The following is a 22,651-nucleotide window of genomic DNA, read 5'->3' as shown; positions in this document are numbered from 1 at the left end:
TAGCCTAACCGAACAAACGGAGTAGGCTCCTTGAGTCCGGGTGACGCAAGTCTCAGAAGTCGGTGGCATCGCTGCGCGATGCTCCGTACCATTAACAATTCCGGGGGTGCGAGCACCCCCGGCTAAATCTCTTTGAACCCTGCGGGTTCGGGCCCTGCCGACCCTTCAATTCTCCATTTTAGGCTAAGCCTCCGCCGGTGGAGGCACTGTCACCATCCATCCAACGCCGAAGCGATCCTCCACCATTCCAAAACAGGGAGACCAGAAGGTTTTCCCCAGGGGCATGCGGATCTGCCCCCCTTCGGCAAGTGCCTGAAAAGTGCTGGTGGCCTCGGCTTCCGTATCCACCGTCAGGGACAGTGAGAACCCGCTGAAAGGCGCGGCCTCCGGGGAGCATCCGTCCGACAGCATGAGCAAGACGCACCCCACGCGCAGGGAAGCATGCATGATTTTGTTTTCAAATCCGGGAGGTAGCATGCCAGGGGGAGTTGGATCAGGGCTTTCCTTGAACCGCATCATCATCTCTAGTTCGGCTCCCAGCGCCTGACGGTAGAAAGCGATCGCCTCTTCACAGCGGCCATTGAAAAAGAGGTACGGTTGGATCATTCGGTTGCTGGTTGGTGCATTCATGGTTTGTTGCTCGGTCATTAGGTTAGGTTCGGCCACTTAGTTCGGGCCGCCCCTTCCGTTACTCGACGTTCGAACTCCCACCCCGAGGACAAGTTTTGCTGGCCGGGCTCAACATCCTTCCACGACGAACAACCCCTTTACCCATCCACAATCTGACCGTTGAGGCCGCTTTGGACCGCAACGGGTCCTGGGTGGCGCCGCCTTGGCGGCCCACCCAGGTTAGAGTTCACCGGAGATCACGCCGACTCAGGAGAGCGACGGCGGAGCAAAACCGGCGCGGTAGTTCCTCGAAACGATCGTCTCGTTCGCCTTGTCGTGGTTCGTGAAACGGTAGTTGGCCGCATCCCAACGCAGTTCCACCCCCGGATAACGTGTCGCCTTGACCGCCAGCAGGGCCGGTTCCGTGATTCGAGATCCAATATCGAACGGAGTCCACAGAGGCTTATGATCGCCCAGGCAATTGTCCGCCCAATCCTTCCAATGGTTGCGTGGGGCGACCTTAGGCATGGGCTCATCCTCCACTTCCTTGCCCTTGCGGAAGATCTGGGGGGAGCCATCCGCCTGCAACAACAACGTCCCCTCTTCGCAGACAACCATGGTGTGGTTGGCTCCCGGTTTCACTGGCGGGAGATTCAGTGCCGCAAACGAAGGCAGCAGGGCGTCGTCGTTGTAGTGAACTACAAACTTTTCCCGGGCGAACTTGCCACCGCCCGCATAGGTCAACGTGCTCTGATTGTGCGCCGTATGACCCACGCCGGAGGGCTTGGGCGTGTGGGTGATAACCGCCTCGGGAGAAGGCAGATCGTAAGCGAAATAGAGCAGGTCGAGCAGATGGCAGCCCCAATCAGCCAGTTGACCGCCACCGGTCTCCCAGAACGCCCGCCAGCGACGGGGTGCCAGGTCCTCGCTGTAGGGCATCTCCTGCTCCAATGGCCCACGCCACAGATCCCAGTTCAAATACTCAGGAACAGGTTTCGCGGCCGTGTAGTTGCTCCAGGGATCGGCGAAGTAATGCCCCCTCGACACGCCCCCAGTCCATACCCACGCCTCGACGGGCCGTCCGAGCTGGCCCTGGCGCAGGATTTCCACGGACACCATCCGACCTCGATTGCAGGAACGCTGATTGCCCATCTGAGTGACGAGCCCCGGACGCGCCTTGAGGCCATCGCGAATCATCTTAAGCTCCGCGAGCTGATGCACGAGCGGCTTCTGGCCGAACATGTGCTTATTGTGTTTCATCGCCATGAGCATCATCGGGGCATGGTGGAAATCAGGAACATCCACGATAGCCGCGTCAAAGTCTGAGGCCTTGTTAGCGAAGGCTTCGCGATAGTCGCTCACGGTCCACGCGTTGGGATGCTCCTTCTTGATCTTATCGAGTTCCCGGCTGTCGACATCACAAAAGCCCGCCCATTCGACTTGTGGATGTCCTCTCAGGCCGTTGCGCTGCAGGCCACCAATGCCGCCGACGCCCGCCTGGAAGATGCGAAGCTTGCTATTCTTGTTAACCTGGGCGCGCGCAGGCAGTGAGAGAGCCGCGACGCCAGCGGTCAGGATGGCACCATTTCGGAGAAAGGTACGGCGCGTGACAGGAGAAAACGATGGAGTTTGTCGTTCAATATTCATAGTGGCTTGCCCCGATTGATACACGGAAACCGTCCGAGCTCAAGGAAAGGATTGGCCTGGGGTGAAGTGGGGTGTGATTATTTCCGGGTGAGGGCGCATCCGCGCCAGCAGGAATTCCCGACTCCGTCAGGTCCTAACACGCGGTAGAGGGTTACCGGAGAACGGAACTATAACCCTCATCCGACCACGTCTTTGGGGAACCCACTCGCACTATTGACCGCGGTGGCACGACCCCATCTTTACCGCTAAAAATCGAGACTAGACAAGTTGTAGGAGATCCTTACTTCTTCGCAAGAATTCCTGCTGCCGAAGCCGCGAACCCGCAGGGTTCAAAGAGATTAGCCGGGCGATCGAAGATCCCCGGAGTTCCGTTCCCGTTTCCGCCGCACCCTGAAAGGCGTGCCACCCGTCGACGAATGGACTGACGAAACTGATTTGGTTCCTTGAGGCGGGTGACGCAAGTCGCAGAGGCCGGTGGCATCGCTGCGCGATGCTCCGTACCTTTAACAGTTCCGGGGGTGCGAGCACCCCGGGCTAGATCTCTTTGAACCCTGCGGGTTCGGGACCTGCCGACAACGTGTGAAACGCTGACGTTGCCCAGCTTGTCTAGTCGCCATCTTTGGAGGTAAAGATGAGAGAGGGCTGCCGCACTCCATAGGGCTGAACTTTCCTAAAGCTTGTGGCATCCCCATACATACCGTATGGAGTGGAGTCAATATGGTGAACGCATGCAACCAAATCAGCAGCCTCGCTGGAGATGTCGCTGGAAAGTGACCCTCCAACACACGATATGCGAAGCAATCCATCCAGATGCTCCACCCTCGCTTGCCATGGCCTTAGCGTGTGGATCAGGCTGACGATGACCCTGGTCAGTCAGTTCTCTACGTCCGCGCAACCTATCCCGGCGGTCTTCCCTCCCAGCACACTCTACCATGATTTCGATGGAAACGGCCTCAAGGAACAATTGATTAGCAATTCGTCCACCAATGAAATCCACACATGGGTGGCAAAGACTAAAAGCTGGGAGAGGGCAAGCTACGCCTTGCCTGCCGATGTACAACTGGTGGACGCCAATGGCCTGGATGCCGGACTCCGTTTCGTAGACCTCAATGGCGACGGGTTTGACGACGTTCTCTTCTCCAACTCAGAACGCTATTCGATCCATCTTTGGAATAAGAATGTACGGCCGGAACTCGGCTGGCTCCGCGGCTGGTCACAACTGGTACGGGCAGCTGCGCGCACCGGAGCGAAGAACGAGCCTCCTCCACTGGTTGGCGCGAAGGTGACGATCGTGGATGGGCAGCTGATCGTCACGCGACCAGGGGTGGACGGGAACCCCGCCGCGGTCGACCGAATCAAACCTCAGGAACTGATCGCCTTCGACATGCCACCACCCAAATCTCCTGAGGAAGGGCTCGCTTCCTTGCGCGTGCCATCAGGATTTCGAGTGGAATTAGTGGCCGCGGAGCCGGTGGTCATCGATCCCGTGGCTTTCGACTGGGGACCGGATGGCCGCCTGTGGGTTGTTGAAATGCGGGACTATCCGGTCGGCATCGATGGCAAAGGCCGGCCGGGTGGGGTGGTGAAGGTCATCGAGGATACCGATGGCGATGGCCGCTGCGATAAAACAACGTCGTTTGTGGAAGGCATCGGATTCCCCTCCAGTGTGATGCCCTGGAAAAAGGGCGCCCTGATCGCGGCCGCACCGGATCTGATCTATGCCGAGGACACCGATGGGGATGGCAGGGCTGACATTCGGAAAGTTCTATTCACCGGATTCACACCGGGTAACCAGCAACATCGCTTCAACGGATTCGAGTGGGGGTTGGACGGCTGGATTTATGCAGCCAACGGGGACAGTGGCGGAACCGTGAAATCGATGGCGACCGGGAAGTCCCTGTCCATCAGCGGTCGCGACATCCGTTTCCGTCCCGAAACCGGAGAGTTTGAGACCGTGTCCGCCCAAACGCAGTTCGGTCGCCGTCGGGACGACTGGGGCAATTGGTTCGGGAACAACAATCCCACCTGGCTTTGGCACGTAACCCTGCCGGAACATTACTTGCGGCGGAATCCCCGCTTGGCGGTGAAGCGCGTGCTGCACGTCCTGGCCAACTACCAAAACTCAAGCCGGGTATTTCCGATCAGCCCTTCGATGATCCGTCCCAATCAGCCCGAGTTCCTCAACCACACGACCAGTGGGTGCAGCCCCACCCCGTATCGCGATGACCTTTTCGGCCCGGAGTTTGCCACGACCATCTTTGCCAGCGAACCGGTGCACAACGTGGTGCATCGAGAGGTCCTTTCGAGAGCAGGCTCCGGATTTGTCAGCCATCGGGCGAAAGGAGAGGAACACAGCGAATTTCTCGCCAGCACCGACAATTGGTTTCGCCCCATCACGACCAGGACCGGGCCCGACGGCGCACTCTACGTTGCCGACATGTATCGGTTTGTCCTGGAGCACCCCGAGTGGATCTCCGCCGAGATGCAAGCGCGGCTCGACCTGCGGGCTGGAGAGGACAAAGGCCGGATTTATCGTGTCGTTCCGGAAGACAAGCCCCGACGAACGATTCCCAACCTCTCCAAGCTGAACCCGGGCGAACTCGTCGTCGCCATGGACAGTCCCAGCGGTTGGCAGCGTGACATGGCACAACGGCTCTTGGTAGAACGGGCCAGTCTTTCAACGACGTTACCGCTCCAATCCTTACTGTCCTTAACGCACGCGCCGCAAGTTCGCGTGCAAGCACTGGCCACGCTTGGGCTACTCGGAAAACTCACAACGGAAACGCTCCTACCCACCCTGGCGGACCCTCATCCAGAGGTGCGACGCGAAGCTCTTCGTCAGAGTGAGGCGTTTGAACCTTCCTCGAAGGAAGTTCTGGCGGCCGTTGTGGCGATGGCGGGGGATAGTGATGCCAGCGTGCGCTTGCAGGTCGCCTTTTCTCTCGGGGCATGGCCTCTGGCGGTGGCGGAACCCGCGCTACGCCAACTCGTCGCTCGAGAGGATGCGGACGAACTGCTGCGCATCGCGGTGATGTCATCCCTTCCGCCCGACAGCCCGCTTTTCCGCCTACTGGACTCGAAGGCACCCGTCCCGAAAGCCGCCGCTCCGATCCAGCTGACTGCCTCTTCGCCCGATCGGGCACAAGTCATCGCCACCTTTTCCGGAATCGAGAAGCTCTCCGGCGATCCAGCGCAGGGCAGGAAACAGTTCCAGACCCTGTGTCTTCCTTGCCATCGGCTGCGCGGCGAGGGGCACGAGGTCGGACCGGACCTCGGCATGGTGAGCACCAAGCCAACCGAGTGGCTTTTGACCGCCATCCTGGATCCGAGTCAGACTGTGGAGGCTCGCTATTCCGCTTGGAAGATTGAACTGAAGTCAGGTGAGACGTTGGAAGGCATGGTTTCAACGGAAACGGCTAACAACATCGTTCTGCGCCTGGCCGGAGGGCAGGATCAACCTATCCTGCGGACCGATATCTCCACGCTTAGTCCTTCCAAGCTCTCCCTAATGCCCACGGGATTCGAGTCGGCACTGAAACCCCAAGATCTGGCGGACCTGATCCGCTGGTTGCGTGGCCCGTAGATTCGGGTAGTTCACTGCTTGATGAACTTCAAGTAATCGATGTCGCCGATTGACCCGGATTCCCCTCCTACATCCATGACCACCTTCATGGTCTGTCGGCCGGCAACCAGTTTGATCCCATCGACAGAGAAAGGCTTGAGATTTTGCCAGCCACCCGTGTCCGGAATCTTAATGGGCCCGGAGCGGTCTACGCCGTTGAACTCCAAATGCAGCTGTCCCCCCGGTCCCTGGCAAGCAACGTGCATGTCGATGCGATAGGTGCCCGCAGATTTCACGTCGACCGTATAAACCAACCATTCTCCGGGCCTCGTCCAGCCCAAGTTGAACTTGCCGCTGGCCGCCTCACGCCATTCGAGATCGACGCCGGTGTCTCGGTAAGGCGGAAGCTTCTTCTCCAGATTCTCAGGTTCTTTATCATGATAGGCCACACCCTCCCCGCCTTCATTGAAGTCCTCCAACTCGATCATCCCCGGAATAACGAGACTCTTGTAAGGACGGGAGCCGTTATGGAAGGAGGCCTCGTCCGTCGTCCCCGAGGTTGAACAACCGATAGGAGCGATCGTGACCGAGAGGACCAAAACGACGGCGAGCTGAAAGCGTGTGCGCATGTACCGTGGTTACCCACGAACTACGGCCGAATCAAATCAATTTCGGTGTCCACCGCGCCGGACATGGCTTCGCCTACTTGCACCAAGCTAAAATCCCGACCGCTCCTTTAGCCGCAAGAAACGAAAAATGACGAAAAACGTTCCGAACCCAAGAATTCACTGGCCAGGCCGATGACGCTCAAGCGCTCTTCCACTCCTCGATGTTTCTGACCCGAGTGATACGACCCGGAGCACCGAGTCGACCGTAAAGCTCCTGCGCCCAATCGTAGGTTGTCGGCGCGCCGCCAATGAACACCAGTTCCGTGGGCCACAACAGACCCGCAACTTGAGGGAGGTCGATGATGCGAAGGCAGTTCAACATCTCGATAGCTGGACCACGACCCTCCGGATCACTCCCGGCGTTTTGAGTTGCCGGAGGATTCTCAAGAAACAGAGTGCGAACCCGACCATGAAGCAACGCCGCATAGAGCGCGACCGCACACATCTCCCCTCGTGCCGCAAGCGAGAGCCGTTCAGGATCAACTTCAGGAAGCTCCTTGACGGCTTCCAAAGCACGCAAGGTGTCCCAAACCCGCATCGAGGCGAGGGTGCGGCCCGTCCAGGCGGCCGCACGACGTAGATGCCAGTTAAGCTCCGCGCCCCAAGCAGTGTCGCCAGTCCCCCGGGGATCGAACGCAACACCGCACCAAGGGGCCTTGATTTGTGACAAAAAGTTTCGCGTACCGTGCCGACCTTCACCCGGCGAGAGCAGGGCAACGACCGTGGGAGCCTTGGAAGAAAGAGGTTTCGGGTGAAGCAGTTGCCCGTGAAGTCGCCAACCGACCTCGGAAGTGAATGCGAACCGATGACCGGCCGCGTTATGCTCGAATTCGTACTCGATCTGGACATCCAACGCCGGCGGCTTGACGGGGAATGCACGGAAGGTTTTCTCGGTTAAAGCAGCTCTCACGCGCTCGCGCTCGCGAGCGAGCGCAGCAGGATCGGCCACCTCCGCAACCTGAGGTGCTGTAAACAGCTCGTCCTGGATAGTAGTGACAATTTGACCGGGAGGAGCGCCATTCATGAAGACGCGGAGCACCTCAGCCAATTCCTGTCGTTCCGGACGTTCGTCCACGTCCTCGATTTCAGCCGCCGGGATGGATTGCCCCCTCAGGTGCTTCATAAACCAGGAGAACACCTCGGTGCGAGAGTTCGGGTGATAGGCATGTGGTCCCGGTGTTTCGACCAGCCGAAGCTGCCTGGCATGTCCCATTCGACGGTAAATCGGCCTCAACTGATGATAGACTCGGCGCGTGGACTCCAGGGTGAAGTAAACGTCCTTATCTGCCGCGGCGATGAGCAGCGGACGCGGGGCAATCAGTGCTCCGACATCAGCAAGATCCCAGCGGTAAGTGTTGTTCCACCAGATACAGTCGCAGTTATCGTCGAGCGTGCGGTCATGAATGTAGGAGAACAACGTCGCCGTGCCGCAGACCGGAGCGACGACCTTGACGCGCTCGTCGCCTGCCGCTATCCACCAGGACGCCGCTCCACCGCCCGACATGCCCGTCACGCCGAGCCGCGCCGGATCGACCTCAGGACGCGCCGCGAGTAAATCCAGCGCGCGGATTCCGTTAAGCAACTCAACTCCGGCGGGGGTGTAGCCGCGCGAGTACCAATGCCACCACCCTTTGTTATAACAGCCATGATGGGACCCCTCAAGTTCGGCAGCTTCGATGGTTTCGGCGATCAGGCACACAAAGCCCAGCTCCGCAAAACGACGAGCATGAGCTTGAAAATAGTGCCGCTGATTCTTGGCGTGGCCACAAACATACAGCACCGCGGGCGCAGGACCTGCGAGGTGATTGGGCACGTAGAGGTTCCCGCTGATGAACAGCCGCGGCACACTCTCATAGTAAAGCTTCTCGATGCGGTAGTTGGGGCGTTCAACGACCCCGGTCACCGTGACGGTCGGGGGCATGCGCCGTTGCAAGCACTCCTCATCCAACCCCATCATCTCGAAATACTGTCGTCGCTTTTGAGGCAACAAGCGCCGCAGGGCGGTGGGGTTGGGCAGGTCGGCCAGCGCACCATCGGTGATTTTTTGAGCTTCCCGCGATAGATAGTCGCGGATGTTGGTGGAAGGGACCTGGCGACTGGCCACTCGCCGGACTTGAGAAGGATAGGCCCAGGCCGACGTCGGCACAGGAAGGAGAGAGGCGGTGGCCAAGGGCGCCAAACCACCCAGTAACGCGCCGGAACGAAGAAATTTGCGACGGTTCATACCTGGTTTAGTTTATTGAGCGGATGCTTCAGTCAGCAGGATCCGAACGTAATGCCCCAAGCGCCTGCTGGCGAGGCAGGAATTCTAATACGCTGGCAAGGCATGAGAGACGAGCAGACCCACTTCGGGGATGCGCCTTCCTACCGCCTTATCTGGCCTGGCAGCGCTCCCGCCAAAACCCGAAGTTACTTTTGCACGGTCCCTAAGTCCGGCTCCTTCTTTCGTCTTCTTTCGATCTTTGCGGCTAATGCGGGAGTCCCTCGTGCGGCAGCAGGGTTCACTAGGATAGCCAACCTCGGGGGTTGCGACCATAAATGCTTCGGTAGGCTGCCACCGGCGGCGGATCGGAACACACCGTTCCAAGCAGGCCTTGATGCATCCCTGGAAGAGCCTCGCGCATGGCTATAAGATCCTTGATCAGAGCCTCCTCCTCCGGGCATAGGCGCTTCCCAGAACGGCTCGCACCCACGTCCGAGGCGGTTTCACCCAACATCATCAGAAAATTCTCGGGAGGGTTGTAAAGCCAATCTGCCCCTTGAGCCTTCAAACGACGGAAAATCATCAGGTGGATCTCGTTCACATCATAGACATGGGAGTGTTGATAATCACCCAGACCAAAATAGAAGTAGTCCTCCTCCCGCCACAGTTCCCTCGTCTTCGTGATCTGCTCGTTCATGAAATGGGACCAGCCCCGAAAACCCCAGTTGCCCACGCCACGGCCATCTGCGGTGATCACTTGGTTGTTATCGGAAAACACATCCCACAAGCACTGCGCCACATGCAGGACGAACTGTGGGTGTTCCGCCTCCAGCACTCGGCTTCCGAGAGATGTTCTAGACTCATACTTGGTGTTCGCTATCTCGATACTGAACTGGGGCTGCCAGGATCCGGGAACCAGCGTGAATAGGCTTCGTGCCAACGATCGCCAGGTGGGAAACTTCCACTTCAGGCCGGGCCCAAACTCGTTCAATACGTCATTCCCAAGAATGCCGTGTGGGAAGAGGGCGTTAAAAAAGGCGTCTAATTCTGCTTCACTCAAATAGTCGGTTTCGTCTTGGTTCATAATTGTAAAAATTGGTGCATCTGGCAGGACTCGAACCTGCAACCTTGGGGTTAGAAGGCCCTCGCTCTATCCAATTGAGCTACAGATGCGTATGGGTAAATAATTGGAACTGGGGTCAAACGGTTAAGACGGGGGATTCGGCTGCTCCAGCTGCCGAGAGATGTAGAAACAGAAAACCCCGCTCGCAGCGCGGCAAGCAGGGTTCAAAAAACGGCTCTGACTTTGGACCTACCTGCTCACGTCTGGCTGGTTAGGTCTTTTCCTGAGGCCGGTGGAAGGAATGAAACCGATCGCTCGCAGTGGAGCCGAGATCCGAAGCACCGTCGGAAATGACGTGCTCGGAATTGCGGGGATCCAGATGTTCGTGTCGTGCTTCATCTAACGCGCTCTATTTTACATCAAGGTGGATCGAGGGCAACTGATACCTTGACCGAGATAGAACCATGAATCCTGATATCCGAATTATCAAATGCATGGCGGCTCATTTGTTGGTTTTCAAACTCCATCCGCGTCGGAAGGCGAGGGCCGAGTTTCGAACCGCGATGGACCAAACAAAACCCCAACGATCCTTTAGCCGCAAGAAACGAAAGATGACGAAAAAATTCCGGACCTAGGAAATCACTGACCCCGCATCGTCTCCTTCTTTCGTCTTTTTTCGATCTTTGCGGCTAATGCGGAAGTCCCAGCTTCCCTGGCCTCAACTGTGTTGCGGTAACTGATCCTTTCTCCTCCCCTTCTCACATCGCGTCCATCGCGGTTCAACCTCCCTCCCCGTCCGATCCAAAAGGGCTCGAATTTTTAAACCGCAATGGACGCGATGGACGCTATGTGAAAACCAGAGGGAGACCGAAACCAGGTCTGTTCTCTATTACCTCGGTAAAGAATTATCCGAGGCTCGCCGCTTACACCAAGATAAAGGCCGGACAGCTCTTTTAGCCGCAAGAAACGAAAGATGACGAAAAAATTCCAGACCTAGGAAATCACTGACCCCGCATCGTCTCCTTCTTTCGTCTTCTTTCGATCTTTGCGGCTAATGCGGAAGTCCCTGCTTCCCAGGCCTGAGCTGTTTTGCGGCAACTGATCCTTTCTCCTCCCCTTCGGACATCGCGGCGCATCGGCCAAAAGGATAGTCGTGCGGAATTTCTCAAATCAACACAGCCGGGTGACGGGATCATGGTCGTCGGCTCCAAGTTTGTTTGTCATCGTGGAATAGCATTCCCGATTCAATAGGGGATGAACTCGGAAGTATCCAGCCCAAGCACAGTCGTAAGTCCTTATCGATCCTTAACATCGTTCAGACGCACGGCCACCCTTTTAGGACTGCTGGCAATCCTGGCGTTAACGCATCCGATCTTGCAGGCAGCTGAATTCGCCTGGACAGGAGCCAACGGCAACAACTGGCTCAATCCTGGAAATTGGAGCCCTAACGGAGTGCCAGGAGCCGCCGATCGAGCCACCTTAGGCGCAGGGGTGGTGAACATCGATGGTGCAGTTACCGTCAAGGACGTCCAAATGCTGGGTGCCAACCTGCGTGTCAACGGTCCGCTCCTGGTGCTCAACTCGCTTCAATGGTCTCGAGGCAATCTCTCAGGCACCGAGGCTGTGACTCTCGCCGAAGGATCCACGTCGACTTTCGACGCTGCGAGTGACCATGAGTTCTACGGACTGACCCTCACAAACCGCGGGACCATTCTCTGGGCGGGTGGCAATCTCTGGCTCGAAGAAGGCACTCTCGTCGTTAATGAAGGGCTCATCGACAGTCAGTTGTCCGAACCTCGGTTCATCAGCACAAGCCGAAACCCGGCCAGTCACATCATCAATCGCGGCATCTTTCGCCACAGCAATGAGGTCGCTCTCCGAATCCTTGCGCCCGCATTGAACAACGAAGGGAAAGTGGAGGTGCTCAAAGGATCACTCGAGGTCGCCGTGCAAGGTCAATCCAAGGGTGAGTTCAGCTGCGAGACGGGAGCTTCGCTCATCTTCTCCCAAGGACATTCGTTTCTAGACGGCACGCAGTTCAGCGGGGCGGGAAGGATTGCCCTGATCAACGCCGTCTTCTACTCCTTGAACGGAACCATCTCCGCCGACAAACTGGAACTGGAAACCGCTACGCTCACCGGCACGCATCAGCTCCGGGGAAACTTCGTTTGGAACCGAGGACGTTTCACGGGACCTGGGTCTACCACGCTCGCCGACGGAGCAACGCTGACCATCCAGACGGATGGCGACCACGAGTTCTACGGGCAAACGTTGACCAACCGCGGGACCATTCTCTGGACGGGTGGCAATATCTGGCTCGAAGAAGGCACTCTCATCGTCAATGAAGAGCTAGTCGACTGCCAACTCTCACAACCCCGGTTCATCAGCACGAGCCGACTCCCCGTTAGTCACATCCTCAACCGTGGGACGTTCCGAAAATCCTCCGAACCATCCATCCTCATCCCTTCACCCCGCCTCACCAACGAAGGCTTACTTGACCTGCAGCAAGGTGTTCTTGACCTAGCTACGGTTCCCTTCGAGCAAAGCTCCGGCGAATTGCGCCTAAGTGGTGGCCAGCTCAAGAGTATGGCCACTATGACCTTGAACGGCGGACGATTGACCGGGAGTGGCATCCTCGCCGGATCGGTCGACTGCAATGCCGCCGTGTCCCCCGGATCCAACTCCGTCGGGGGGATCACCATTCAAGGATCGCTCCGTCTGCGATCCGACGCTCGCGTTCTCATCCAGATCAATGGTGACCAATCCTATGATCGGCTAGCGGTCACTGGATCGGCCACACTCGATGGAACCCTCGAGGCATCGCTTCTGGATGACTTCTATCCGGCGGCGCGAAGCAGTTTTCCCTGGCTTAACGCAGCGACGCGTGAAGGACAGTTCGCCACCTTTGTGTTCCCGTCGAACGACGTGGGCATGCGCGACGATTATCTTCCGGCCGCAGCGGTCATCCAGGTCATCAATGTTAGGCCCATCCTTCCGGTCCTCTCCCTGCAATCGATCGATGAACTCTCCGTCGCTTCCATCGTCTCCACTGCCACGGACGATGATCTGCCGCCGCAGCTTCTGAGCTATCGTCTGACGGAGTCCCCCGAAGGGATGGAAATCGACGCTCAAGGCGTCATTCACTGGACACCCACCGAGGCGCAAGGCCCTATGGAGCGGATCGTGACCGTCGCGGTCACCGACAACGGCATCCCCAACCTCACGGTGAGAAAAAGTTTCCCCCTTGCCGTCAAGGAAGTGAATTCCGCGCCCGTATGGAGCAGGATCGAGAATCAGATCGTCGAGCCGGGGGCTCTCGTCCGCTTCACCCCGACTGTTTCGGACTCAGACCTTCCGGCAAACCAACTCGGCTTCACGTTGGTCAGCGGGCCAGCGGGAGCCACGGTTTCGGGTTCGGATGGACAGGTGAGCTGGAAAGCCAGCGCTGGGTTAGCCGGCACCACGCACTCGTTCAAATTGAACGTTGCGGACAACGGTTTACCCCCGATCGGAGTCGACACCTCGTTCGAGATCACTGTGAAACCCCTGATGCCTATCCGGCTGACGCTTCTCTCGAAGTCGCAGCTGCAAGCCATGATCCGCATCGAAGGCAACTCCGGGCTGGACTACGTGATCCAGCAGAGCAGCGATCTTTCGTCCTGGACCGACATCTCGACCCATTTGCAAGCACAGACGCCATTGGAGGTGGCCATCAGCCCAACCGAAGAACCCCAGGTCTACTATCGCGCCACTTTAGGCATTACGAACTTCTGAATCAGTTGTTGTAGATTTCAATTGCAGTTTCGCGGGCACCGAGGCTCATAATCGTCCTGAGCCGCAGCTTATCAGGATAGCAACGCCAACGGAGACCTGTGCTTGAGATCGTCTATTCAGTGCCCTGTGTGTGGAGACCATGTCCTGCCTGATCAGGTAAACGGTCATTGCCCACGCTGTCTCCTCCGCATCGGCCTCGCCGTAGCGGGAGGCGAATTAGCGTCAGGGGTTAATGGAAGTGAACCAATCCCTGGGACGACCGACAAGCGCCCGCCAGTCCTAGGAGACTACGAACTCCAGCAGGAACTGGGGCGGGGAGGCATGGGCGTGGTCTACAAAGCTCGCCAGCTCAGCCTTAAGCGTTATGTAGCAGTCAAGGTCGTTCGGTTTGGGGAACTCGCAGATGCCAGAGAGTTAGCGCGCTTTCGGTCAGAAGCGGAGGCGGTAGCGCAACTTGACCATCCAAATATCGTCCCTCTGTATGAGATCGGCGAGCATCAAGGCCGAAACTTCTTCAGCATGAAGTTGATCGAGGGTGGAACCTTGCGCGAACGGCTTCCAGAGTTGAGGGAGGAGGCGGGCACACGAGGGATAGCACTCCTGGTGGCCACTGTGGCCCGTGCCATCCATTTCGCCCACACTCACGGGGTCCTGCATCGCGACCTGAAACCAGAGAATCTGCTACTCGACGCACAGGGCAGCCCACATATCACTGACTTTGGACTCGCACGTCGCCTCGATTTGAAGAGCTCCGTCACGGCCACCGGAGAGATGCTTGGCACCCCGACCTACATGGCTCCTGAACAGGCTTCCGGCAGGAACCTGGTGACGACCTCAGCCGATATTTATAGCCTAGGAGTGATTCTCTACGAACTACTCACAGGCCGACCGCCCTTCCTGGGGCCGACGCCTCTGGAGGTCCTCATTCAGCTTCGCGATCAGTCCCCTGTCGCCCCACATCAACATTGCCCTGGTTTGGATCGCGACCTGTCCACGATCTGCCTGAAATGCCTCGAGAAAGAACCCTCGGCCAGATACGCTTCAGCGGAGGCATTCGCAGACGATCTGGACAGGTGGTTGAGGCACGAGCCCATACTCGCCAGGCCAGCAACGACTAGGGAGAAGCTCTTGAAGTGGGCTCGGCGCAACCCCATGGTGGCGTCGCTCGCCATCGCCATCAACTTCATCGCTTGGATCGGTATGGCGGGGATCATCTGGCAATGGCAGCGTGCACGCACGGAGGCTCATCAAGCCAGGATTAATGCCTACGTCGCCGACATGAACCTTGCCTCTCGAGCGATCGACGAAGCGAGCCTCGAGCATGCTGTAGAGTTGCTGGATCGATACCGTGCCGCCCCAGGTCAGCGAGATATCCGGGGATGGGAGTGGCGATACCTTTGGCAACGCTGTCAAAGTGACGCTGCCTTGACCATCGGCAATCACTCGAACGAAGTGCGGAAGATTGCATTTTTACCGCAAGGAGACACTTTGATTTCGGGCGGGAGGGATGCCATCCTTAAATTCTGGGCGACCTCTCCTTGGAAATTGATCGACGCCGTGCCGTTGTCGGCGGGGGTACGGTCGATGGCACTTTCTCCCGATGGTAAGAATATTGTGGTGGGAACGGAGAACGGGAAAGTAGCTTTCCTAGACGTGGCAACGCGTCAAAAGCGTTTTATCCGGGAGAGCACCGCCTGGAATGCGGCCAATGCTCTCGACTTTGCTCCGGATGGAGGACTTTTCGCCATTGGAGGGCGCCGGGGCCAGATTCAGATCATCGAGGCGGCGACGGGTAAATTACAACGAACCCTGGAAGGCAAACAAGGGCCTATCCGATCTATTGCCTTCTCGCCGAATGGAAAGTTCCTGGCTTCCGGTTGCCAGGACTATAGTGGTTCGCCCACCAATATGTTAGTGATCTGGGATACCGCTACCTGGCTGCCCTTAGCCACACTCAACCCTCACCCATGGGTGGTGAAAGCCTTACAGTTCTCTCCGGACAGCACGCTGCTGGCATCCGGCGGATGGGAGCCAGCGGTGAAATTATGGGACACAAAAGGTTTCTCTCAGCTCGCCAGCCTAGTCCGCCACGAACTGCCCTGTGTCTCTTTGGCCTTCTCTCCAGACGGCAAACGCCTGGCGAGTGGAAGTGGGGACGAGCGCATTGTAGTTTGGGATGTCGCAACCCACGCGCCGCTGAACTACCTCAAGGGACATCTTGGAGATGTCTGGACCCTTGGTTACAGCCCAGACCAGCAGAGCTTGGTCAGCGGTGGCAGGGATGGAACCGTAAGAGTTTGGCGAGAAACTCCCCGAGCAAAAGCGGCGTCGTTCTCTCCGTTGGCGGCTGGGATCGGGCATTGCCGAATCGCGCGTGACGCCGGAGTGGCGGCCGGAGTCAGGTCTGATGGGATGATTCAAATCTGGGATATGCTCACGGAACGCTCCCTGGGCTCAGTCCCTGGGGAACGCGTGGCATTGAGTCCGGATGGATCGTGGATAGCTGTTGGGGCCAAAGGGGGTCAGGTAGCCTTGCTGAGCGTGACGAACTTATCGACTCGAACCACTCTTATCGTTCCTGGCGGAGGGGTGCCGTCCCTGGAATTCTCTCTCGATGGAGCCAAGTTCTGCGCCATTGGCGAGAACCGCCTCGTTTGCGTCTGGGAACGCATGCGTCCGCAGCGCGCAGTTTCCTGGACTCTCACCAACCGCTGCCTCAGCATGGGCTTCGCGCCCGACGGAGGCACGCTCGCCATGGGGTGTGCGGATGGAATCCTCCAAATTTGGGATACGTCAACTGGCCGGATGGTCAACCAATGGAGCGGACACCGTTCAGAAGTCCTCTCCATCGGCTTCTCGCGAAACGGACGATGGCTGGTCTCGGGAGGAGCTGATGCAACAGCCCATGTCTGGGATCCTTCCACGGGGCTAGCGCGGTCGCGACTCCGAGCCGACCGACTGGGTTTTGCAGCTGTTCAATTCTCACCGGACGACAGCCGCGTTGTCACGAGCGCCATGGATGGAACTGTACGCTTCTGGCAACCGTTTAGCGGACAACAATTACTTACTCTCCGAGGACACCCGATGCAACCGGCGTTTGCGTTCGCGCAACAGGGATCCGTGCTGCTCACGGCGAGCATCGATGGGATGCGAAAGTGGGAGGCCCCCCCCCTCTCCCACATCGAAGCGGGCGGCGCATGGCAAAAGGTCCCTTAGCAGCCGGTCGGAGGCACGGAGAGCTCAGTCATTGCCGGACAGGGCACCGAACAGAATTTTTAATTCCTCATTCACTTGGCCGGACTTAGCCACTGTTTGTGCGATCTCATTGCGAAGAGCTTCTCCGAACTCTCGCCGCAGTCTGAGGATGGCCATTTTAACGCCACTCAAGGACATCCCCAATCGTTCAGCAGTCTCCCCGTAGGGCGGGCCGGCAGAATCGGCCGACAGATAAGGCTGGAGCAGGACAAACTGATCCAATTTCCCGGATTCGACGTGCTCGCGCCGAAGCAACTCCAGGGTCCGCTGAAGCAGCGTGAGCGCCCAGGCACGATCGTAAGCCACGTCAGGAGGCGGTTCTGTCGCGGCCAAGCCGGCGAACTGAGCCTCGAGCGTCGGATCATCCAAAGGCAAAATCACAGAACCACCACCTCGCTTCAGAGCCGTCTCTTTATCATGCTCATTTGCCAAAAAGTTCTGAAAGGAGGCGAGAAGGAACGATCGAAACTTGCCCTTGCTGGGGTCCACCTGCCGAAGCGCATCGCCCTGGAGGAGGTGCACAAAGAACGCCTGGGTGAGATCTTGAGCGGCAATGGGGTCATTGCCTTTGCGACGCGTCCACACATACAAGGGCAACCAGTAGGCGGAGCAGAGTTCGTTCAGAGCGGCCCGAGAGTCGGGCTGCGAATCCGTTACTTGCGCCGAAAACACCATCCCCCAGCGAGTCGTGTGAAAACGGCCGTCTGCGTCCGAGCTGGATTCAATGGAGGTCCAGGCCCTTGCCATGAAGAAATGCTAAAGGCTTGTCAGTAGGGTTGACGAGTCGAAATCTTCAGACTCGGAGCAGCAGGATCTATACACCAACGCTTGGAGCCTCACTACGGTGATTTCCTAATTCGGCTTGGAAATCCACAACATCCCTGGCGGTCGGATTTTCGCCAAACTTGATGTCCACACCCGGACCGAGGCGGCCATGCTCTACGTGAGATCCATCCGACTCCCGCGAACAAACCAGGACGACAGTATCCAATAGGGTCCGGGTTCTGGACGAAGGGCTTGTTCACCTGGTTTTCATGTGTTTCGCCGGAAACTCTTTCGCGCTACTCTGTTGAGAAGTGCCGACTCCACCGCACCACCCAATCGCAACCCACCCTACCGACCTGCGCCTCGGCCAGCTGGGTTGGATAAATTCCCGCCCCAGTGGCTCCCAAAGGGTGCTGAATCGTCTCAACATCCGTCACAGTCCCAGAGCTATCCTGAATCTCACCCTGAACGAAGAGCGGAGCCCCTCGCGGGTCGTCTGCCGGATAGCGAGGTGGATCATCCAACCGTCCCAGGTTGGCGACCTTGAGCGGAGACACCGACGATTTGCGGACGCGAGAGGAATGTAGCTGTGGCGGAAATTGCGCCTTGGGCGACGGAACATAGCGGATGCCCGGGGCGAAGGGGATACGGAGAGTGCACTCTTCCTGAAGCCTCTGTATCGTCTGGAAGTATGAAAGACTGACCAGGATTCGGTCCTGCGGCTGGACATTTCCAAGTTCGAGTCGGAACCAATTCACGCCGGGCAAGTTGAACAGAAATGTTCGCTCTCCCAGCAGCTTGCGTTCGCGGGTTACAAACTCAGCCTTCTCCCGCTCCATGACCCTGGCGCGGATTAGCTTCCCGTTCACCACCACCTCGCAGTGATACACCGACGCGGTCGCCGGAACGGGGAAACAATAAATGCATTCAACCGGTTCCTTCAGTGATTAATAGAAGAGCTGAGTGATATGGATGGTGGCAAGATCACCCGTGACCTTGAAGCGGCAGTCGACGCCTTTGAGGAGCAGCGGATGATTTCGACCGTGCAGTTGGCCATAGAGTCCGTGAGAGGCCGAGAAATCCTCGCCCATTCCATCCTGGAAACCCGAGTATCTGTCCATACCAACACTAAACGAAAGCAGCCGCCTCGGTGACAAACAAGCCCAAAAGTTTCCACTGAGAACCACGTGAGCCCCCCCCTGCCCCCCTGCATCGTGTCCGAGGCGAGCCCCTGCCTGGCGGTGGCGCCGAGAGCTCATAAGTGGATACGTTAAAGGGCTGTTGAATGAAACACCCTAACCCTATTCGGTCGAATGACTCGATGCCAACCACGTCTTTTAAGGAACGCTACGCGCCCCAGTTCCAGCTCAACTTCGTCCAGAACATCCCTCAGGAACTCCGCGCCTTAAGACGCTTGAAGACTGCCGCCCCTGGAGAGATGGACTTTCCACAGCCCCGGTCGGGCGATCCTGTCGATGTCATCGACTATCAACGGACGTTCGCGAAGCGCGGGAGCAGGTGGCAGGTTCAGATCCATCTGCAGGATCTCACCTGCGTCCATTCATTCCTCGTCCCAATCCTTCGCATTCGTCCCGTCCTGCGGTGGATTGGTCACGGGCGGCCGGTCTCGAGGCGGAGGAGGGTCAAAGAGAATCTCGTTCAAACCCAGCTCCACAAGCATCCAGTTCATATCCTCGGTCTCACCATTGACAAGATTCCGCTCGTCGCAAGTCCGGATGCGCTCTTTCATGAGCAAGATCAACACCGGGCGGAGCCTGGGATCCGCGGCGGCCTCGCGCGGCGTTTTTCCTTCGAGAGCGGGCACTCCTTCCTCCAGGAACGCCCGATCCGCCTCGTGCATGACCTTCTTTGTGTCTTCGTCGCTGGGGCCAAACGGATCGGAAGAGGGAATCGCTTTCTGGGCGAATTCCAACTTCGTCGGGTTTACCATCAGCGCGGGCGGCACCAGCGTCATGTCCGGAGGAGTCGCGTCTGGACTCAGCCGAGGCCGAAGATCCTCGCAAGATTTGGAGACAAATTGAGCGGCTGGACCCGCCACCGACTCGAAGATCGCCTGAAGCATCCCAAAACTAGTAGTGCCCACGGCGACAATACGGCAGCCAGATGGTCCGAGGAGGATACGGCCCAGTCGGAAGTCTGCGCCGCCCTGGGTGTTCCCGGGCGCCCCAGATGCCGAAGAACGATGCAGCACGACCCAACCGGCATCATAGCCTTCGAGGCGCTCGGCTTCGGCGAGAGGCGCCGAAACAACGTCACCCTGCCCCTCCAGACACTTACAGAAATCGGCGATGGGCACCTTCAACGAGTAATCGGCTTGGATCAAGTCGGCCTCCAACCGCTGAATCATATCGTAGTGCCGAGCCTGCTGGGTTGCCGAAGAGGCGTCCATCACCTCATTCAGGTTCTCCGCCAACCATCGTCGTAACGCTGAGGGCTCCTCAGGACCGCCCAAATGCCGGCAAAGCTCCAGTAGAACCTGTCGAGGTTCCATCGCACGCACCTGGACCAGGTTGCCAATGGACCCTATGATTCGGTGGTAGTGAGGCGTTGCATGCACCCATGCGATCCAGACCGTGAACCGAACCGCCGTCGAAGCCAGCGCCCTATCATGAAGGACAAAAGGCGCCGAATTCGACTCAAGCAAATCCACGACCTCCATCTGTTCCATGCCAACCAGCCGGTGCACCTCGAGCAAAGCTATCCGGGACTTTCTCCGATAGCCCATCAGGACGCGATGGTCATTCTTGAGGCCAGAGAAGTTCTCCGCTTCCCATCGGTCAACCAACGTCTTGCCCTGGGCGTCCACCAGGAAGAACCAATGCCAAGCAAGGACCGACGAGATTCCGAAGGTGTCCTTCGGCGTCAGTCGCTCGAAATAGGACTTTTGCAGGCTAGCGGGATCGGATCCGCCCAGCCTCAATCGCTCCATCATCGCCAGGTCAAACGACTCTTCTAACTCGAGGTAGTCCGAGTAGTTTTGGGGTGCGAACGGATTAAACGGGCAGTCAGCAGGACAAGCAAAACGGCTCTGCCTTCCCGCACCGCACTCCGCGGCGGTGATCTCTCGGCCAGCTGCAGGACACGGTCGGCGCTTGGATGACTTACTCATGCGGCGGGGATACTGCGCAGCCTCGGGTAGCAGGGCCAGTATCAAGTTCAAGCAGACTTCAGCGCGCCGTTGGAATAACGGGAACCAAGAGCACGGCGGAATCCTAGCCTCGATTTCGCCCCGGGACTAGAGATCTATCGTTGATGAACAATAGGTTGCGTAGTCTCGGCAGCAGGTGCTCACTGCGAGCGTCGACGGGATGCGCGAATGGGAGGCTCCAACCCTCTCCCAAATCGAAGCCGCAGGAGCGACATCTTGACCCCGCTCAAAGACATTCCCATTCGTTCGGCAGTTTCCTGATAGGGGGGAGCCGAGGAATCGGCTGAGAGATAAGGCTGCAACAACACGAACTGGTCTGACTTCGCAGCGTCAGCATAGTCATGGCGGAGACGTTCCAAAGCTCGCTGGATTAAGGTCACCGACCAAGCCCGATCATAAGCCACATCTGGAGTCGCGTCGGTAGCTGCCAGAGCCGTGACCCGGGTTTCGATGGACGGGTCATCCAGCGGGAGCAGGACGGATCTCCCATCCCCGCTTCAGCGCCATCTGTTTGTCATGCTCATTTGCGAGAAAATTCTGGAAGGAGGCGAGGAGGAACGATCGAAACTTGCCTTTGCTGGAGTCTACCTGCCGAAGCGCGTCGCCCCGGAGCAGGAGAAAAAAACGCCTGGGTCAGATCCTGAGCAGCAATGGGGTCATTGCCCTTGCGACTCGTCCACCCATACAAGGGCAACCAGTAGGAGGCGAAGAGTTCGTTCAGAGCGGCCCGAGAGTCGGGCTGCGAGTCCGTTACTTGCGCCGAAAACACCCCCCCCAGCGAGTCGTGTGGAAACGGCCGTCCGCGTCCGATCTGGATTCAATGGAGGTCCAGGCCCTTGCCATGACCACCAGATAAACTGTGGCTGGAAATTTGACGAGGAGAAAGTGAAGGAGGACTGGCTCAATAGAAAGACATGTCAACAATCACAATTAAAGATCGGCCTTTTGCAGCCGAAGGTCGCAACCATTGATAGTAACCTACATAGAACCATCCAACAAAAAGCACCGAGCCATAGTTGAATGGGCCGCCAGCAGATTATCTTCAAATCCGTCCCTCAAGGTGCTTTTCCAGGGTTGGTGTCAGAGACATTTTTCGCGTTTCTGCCGCATTCTGAAGCCATGCATCAATGTGTCGGAAAGTGTTCGTAGAGTGGTGAAGCAGTAGCGACCCAAAGAACACATGGGCGGTGTCACAGGCGCGAGTGACTCACATCCCGAGCCACGGCTTGAGCGCGGTTGGATTTTCTATAAAATCTGTGGGCGACACCCAGAATTTAGCCTTCGTCGCCTATCGCATTAAACCCCGTACAAATGACTTCGTAGCACGGCCCGCCGTCGAAGCGAATCATTAAGTGTTGGAGTTCCTTTGGTGTCAGCTGTCTCTTCGCGTAGTATTCGGCACTATTAGCCTTCACCTCTGTCAGCCACGATGAGTCTTCAAGCCTCACAAGCTTGTCGTAGGCGCTGTGGATCATCTCGACGCTACGAGCGGTCATGTGCGTGCATTTATAGGCCTCAACGCCATCGAAGACGATTCCTGCCTTTTTATCGCCGTCATCGGCCTCGACGTAGAACGACAGTTCGCATTCCCGTTTCAACAGAATCGAGAAGTTTGGACCTCTGGTTAGCGCCGATGACGAGACCGGCATTTCCCATAAAGCTTGGTTCATAAATCAAGACGGTGGGATTGTTCCCGATCCGATTAGTGTACTGGCTCCTCTTCCGGAGCCCGTAATGCGAATAACATCCGTTCCGGTCGGACCAAGACCGCTGCGAGACAAGCGTGCATCAATATCAGCTTACCGCTTGCGCCAGCATTGACCCAACTACTCACCTGAGCAGCGTTGGCATTGAAGGCCCCGGAAACAGCTGCCTCGGCTTCAGCTCTTGTCACAAAGGTTGACGCTGCGGGGATCCCTGGCTGCGCTGATAAACG

General features: G+C 57.8%; 14 protein-coding genes and 1 tRNA gene. 3 read left to right on the top strand and 12 right to left on the bottom strand.

Going from position 1 to position 22,651, the window contains the following annotated elements; genetic code table 11:
• Positions 1-183: 183 nt before the first annotated feature.
• Positions 184-630 carry a VOC family protein gene (locus JNN07_27750; GenBank protein ID MBL9171557.1) on the bottom strand — a complete coding sequence of 149 codons (447 nt, stop codon included), beginning with the start codon at positions 628-630 and terminating at the stop codon, positions 184-186.
• A gap of 246 nt (positions 631-876) precedes the next feature.
• Positions 877-2,256: a Gfo/Idh/MocA family oxidoreductase gene (locus tag JNN07_27745; protein MBL9171556.1), complete on the bottom strand. Its 1,380-nt coding sequence runs from the start codon at positions 2,254-2,256 to the stop codon at positions 877-879.
• Positions 2,257-3,115: 859 nt separating this feature from the next.
• On the opposite strand from JNN07_27745, the gene JNN07_27740 reads away from it, so the two are divergent.
• Positions 3,116-5,839: a HEAT repeat domain-containing protein gene (locus JNN07_27740; protein ID MBL9171555.1), complete on the top strand. Its 2,724-nt coding sequence runs from the start codon at positions 3,116-3,118 to the stop codon at positions 5,837-5,839.
• An 11-nt stretch (positions 5,840-5,850) separates the two neighbouring features.
• Here JNN07_27740 and JNN07_27735 read toward each other — a convergent pair whose 3' ends face one another.
• From JNN07_27735 to JNN07_27720, 4 genes are all read right to left on the bottom strand, one after another.
• A complete protein-coding gene (locus JNN07_27735; protein MBL9171554.1) occupies positions 5,851-6,447 on the bottom strand; it encodes a carbohydrate-binding protein in 597 nt (198 codons plus the stop codon).
• Between the two features lie 178 nt (positions 6,448-6,625).
• Positions 6,626-8,710, bottom strand: coding sequence for an acetylxylan esterase (locus JNN07_27730; GenBank protein MBL9171553.1), 2,085 nt, complete (start codon positions 8,708-8,710; stop codon positions 6,626-6,628).
• A 280-nt stretch (positions 8,711-8,990) separates the two neighbouring features.
• A complete protein-coding gene (locus JNN07_27725) occupies positions 8,991-9,773 on the bottom strand; it encodes a hypothetical protein (GenBank protein MBL9171552.1) in 783 nt (260 codons plus the stop codon).
• Between the two features lie 12 nt (positions 9,774-9,785).
• Positions 9,786-9,862, bottom strand: a tRNA-Arg gene (locus JNN07_27720).
• 1,144 nt (positions 9,863-11,006) lie between these two features.
• Here JNN07_27720 and JNN07_27715 point away from each other — a divergent pair.
• Positions 11,007-13,526: a hypothetical protein gene (locus tag JNN07_27715; GenBank protein ID MBL9171551.1), complete on the top strand. Its 2,520-nt coding sequence runs from the start codon at positions 11,007-11,009 to the stop codon at positions 13,524-13,526.
• Between the two features lie 321 nt (positions 13,527-13,847).
• The gene (locus JNN07_27710) at positions 13,848-16,742 is read left to right on the top strand and encodes a serine/threonine protein kinase (protein MBL9171550.1); all 2,895 of its coding nucleotides are present in this window, start codon (positions 13,848-13,850) and stop codon (positions 16,740-16,742) included.
• A 24-nt stretch (positions 16,743-16,766) separates the two neighbouring features.
• Here JNN07_27710 and JNN07_27705 read toward each other — a convergent pair whose 3' ends face one another.
• The 6 genes from JNN07_27705 to JNN07_27680 form a co-directional block, all read right to left on the bottom strand.
• Positions 16,767-17,528 carry a sigma-70 family RNA polymerase sigma factor gene (locus tag JNN07_27705; GenBank protein MBL9171549.1) on the bottom strand — a complete coding sequence of 254 codons (762 nt, stop codon included), beginning with the start codon at positions 17,526-17,528 and terminating at the stop codon, positions 16,767-16,769.
• A 314-nt stretch (positions 17,529-17,842) separates the two neighbouring features.
• Positions 17,843-18,490: a hypothetical protein gene (locus JNN07_27700; protein MBL9171548.1), complete on the bottom strand. Its 648-nt coding sequence runs from the start codon at positions 18,488-18,490 to the stop codon at positions 17,843-17,845.
• A 3-nt stretch (positions 18,491-18,493) separates the two neighbouring features.
• Positions 18,494-18,667, bottom strand: a complete 174-nt coding sequence (locus JNN07_27695; protein MBL9171547.1) for a hypothetical protein — start codon at positions 18,665-18,667, stop codon at positions 18,494-18,496.
• A 440-nt stretch (positions 18,668-19,107) separates the two neighbouring features.
• On the bottom strand, positions 19,108-20,676 hold the full coding sequence (locus JNN07_27690) for a hypothetical protein (GenBank protein MBL9171546.1): 1,569 nt from the start codon (positions 20,674-20,676) through the stop codon (positions 19,108-19,110).
• A gap of 1,313 nt (positions 20,677-21,989) precedes the next feature.
• Positions 21,990-22,385 carry a hypothetical protein gene (locus tag JNN07_27685; protein MBL9171545.1) on the bottom strand — a complete coding sequence of 132 codons (396 nt, stop codon included), beginning with the start codon at positions 22,383-22,385 and terminating at the stop codon, positions 21,990-21,992.
• A gap of 32 nt (positions 22,386-22,417) precedes the next feature.
• On the bottom strand, positions 22,418-22,651 hold a 234-nt coding region (locus JNN07_27680; protein ID MBL9171544.1), incomplete at its 5' end, for a hypothetical protein.

The sequence above is a fragment of the Verrucomicrobiales bacterium genome, from assembly GCA_016793885.1.
Lineage (GTDB): Bacteria > Verrucomicrobiota > Verrucomicrobiia > Limisphaerales > UBA11320 > UBA11320.
This window is presented reverse-complemented; position numbering and strand designations above follow the sequence as displayed.

Coding starts and splice junctions, on each gene's coding strand:
- JNN07_27750 (MBL9171557.1), bottom strand. CDS start 630: ATGAATGCACCAACCAGCAACCGAATGATCCAACCGTACCTCTTTTTC.
- JNN07_27705 (MBL9171549.1), bottom strand. CDS start 17,528: ATGGCAAGGGCCTGGACCTCCATTGAATCCAGCTCGGACGCAGACGGC.
- JNN07_27715 (MBL9171551.1), top strand. CDS start 11,007: ATGAACTCGGAAGTATCCAGCCCAAGCACAGTCGTAAGTCCTTATCGA.
- JNN07_27690 (MBL9171546.1), bottom strand. CDS start 20,676: ATGAGTAAGTCATCCAAGCGCCGACCGTGTCCTGCAGCTGGCCGAGAG.
- JNN07_27740 (MBL9171555.1), top strand. CDS start 3,116: ATGACCCTGGTCAGTCAGTTCTCTACGTCCGCGCAACCTATCCCGGCG.
- JNN07_27685 (MBL9171545.1), bottom strand. CDS start 22,385: ATGAACCAAGCTTTATGGGAAATGCCGGTCTCGTCATCGGCGCTAACC.
- JNN07_27695 (MBL9171547.1), bottom strand. CDS start 18,667: ATGGACAGATACTCGGGTTTCCAGGATGGAATGGGCGAGGATTTCTCG.
- JNN07_27710 (MBL9171550.1), top strand. CDS start 13,848: ATGGGCGTGGTCTACAAAGCTCGCCAGCTCAGCCTTAAGCGTTATGTA.
- JNN07_27735 (MBL9171554.1), bottom strand. CDS start 6,447: ATGCGCACACGCTTTCAGCTCGCCGTCGTTTTGGTCCTCTCGGTCACG.
- JNN07_27725 (MBL9171552.1), bottom strand. CDS start 9,773: ATGAACCAAGACGAAACCGACTATTTGAGTGAAGCAGAATTAGACGCC.
- JNN07_27745 (MBL9171556.1), bottom strand. CDS start 2,256: ATGAATATTGAACGACAAACTCCATCGTTTTCTCCTGTCACGCGCCGT.
- JNN07_27730 (MBL9171553.1), bottom strand. CDS start 8,710: ATGAACCGTCGCAAATTTCTTCGTTCCGGCGCGTTACTGGGTGGTTTG.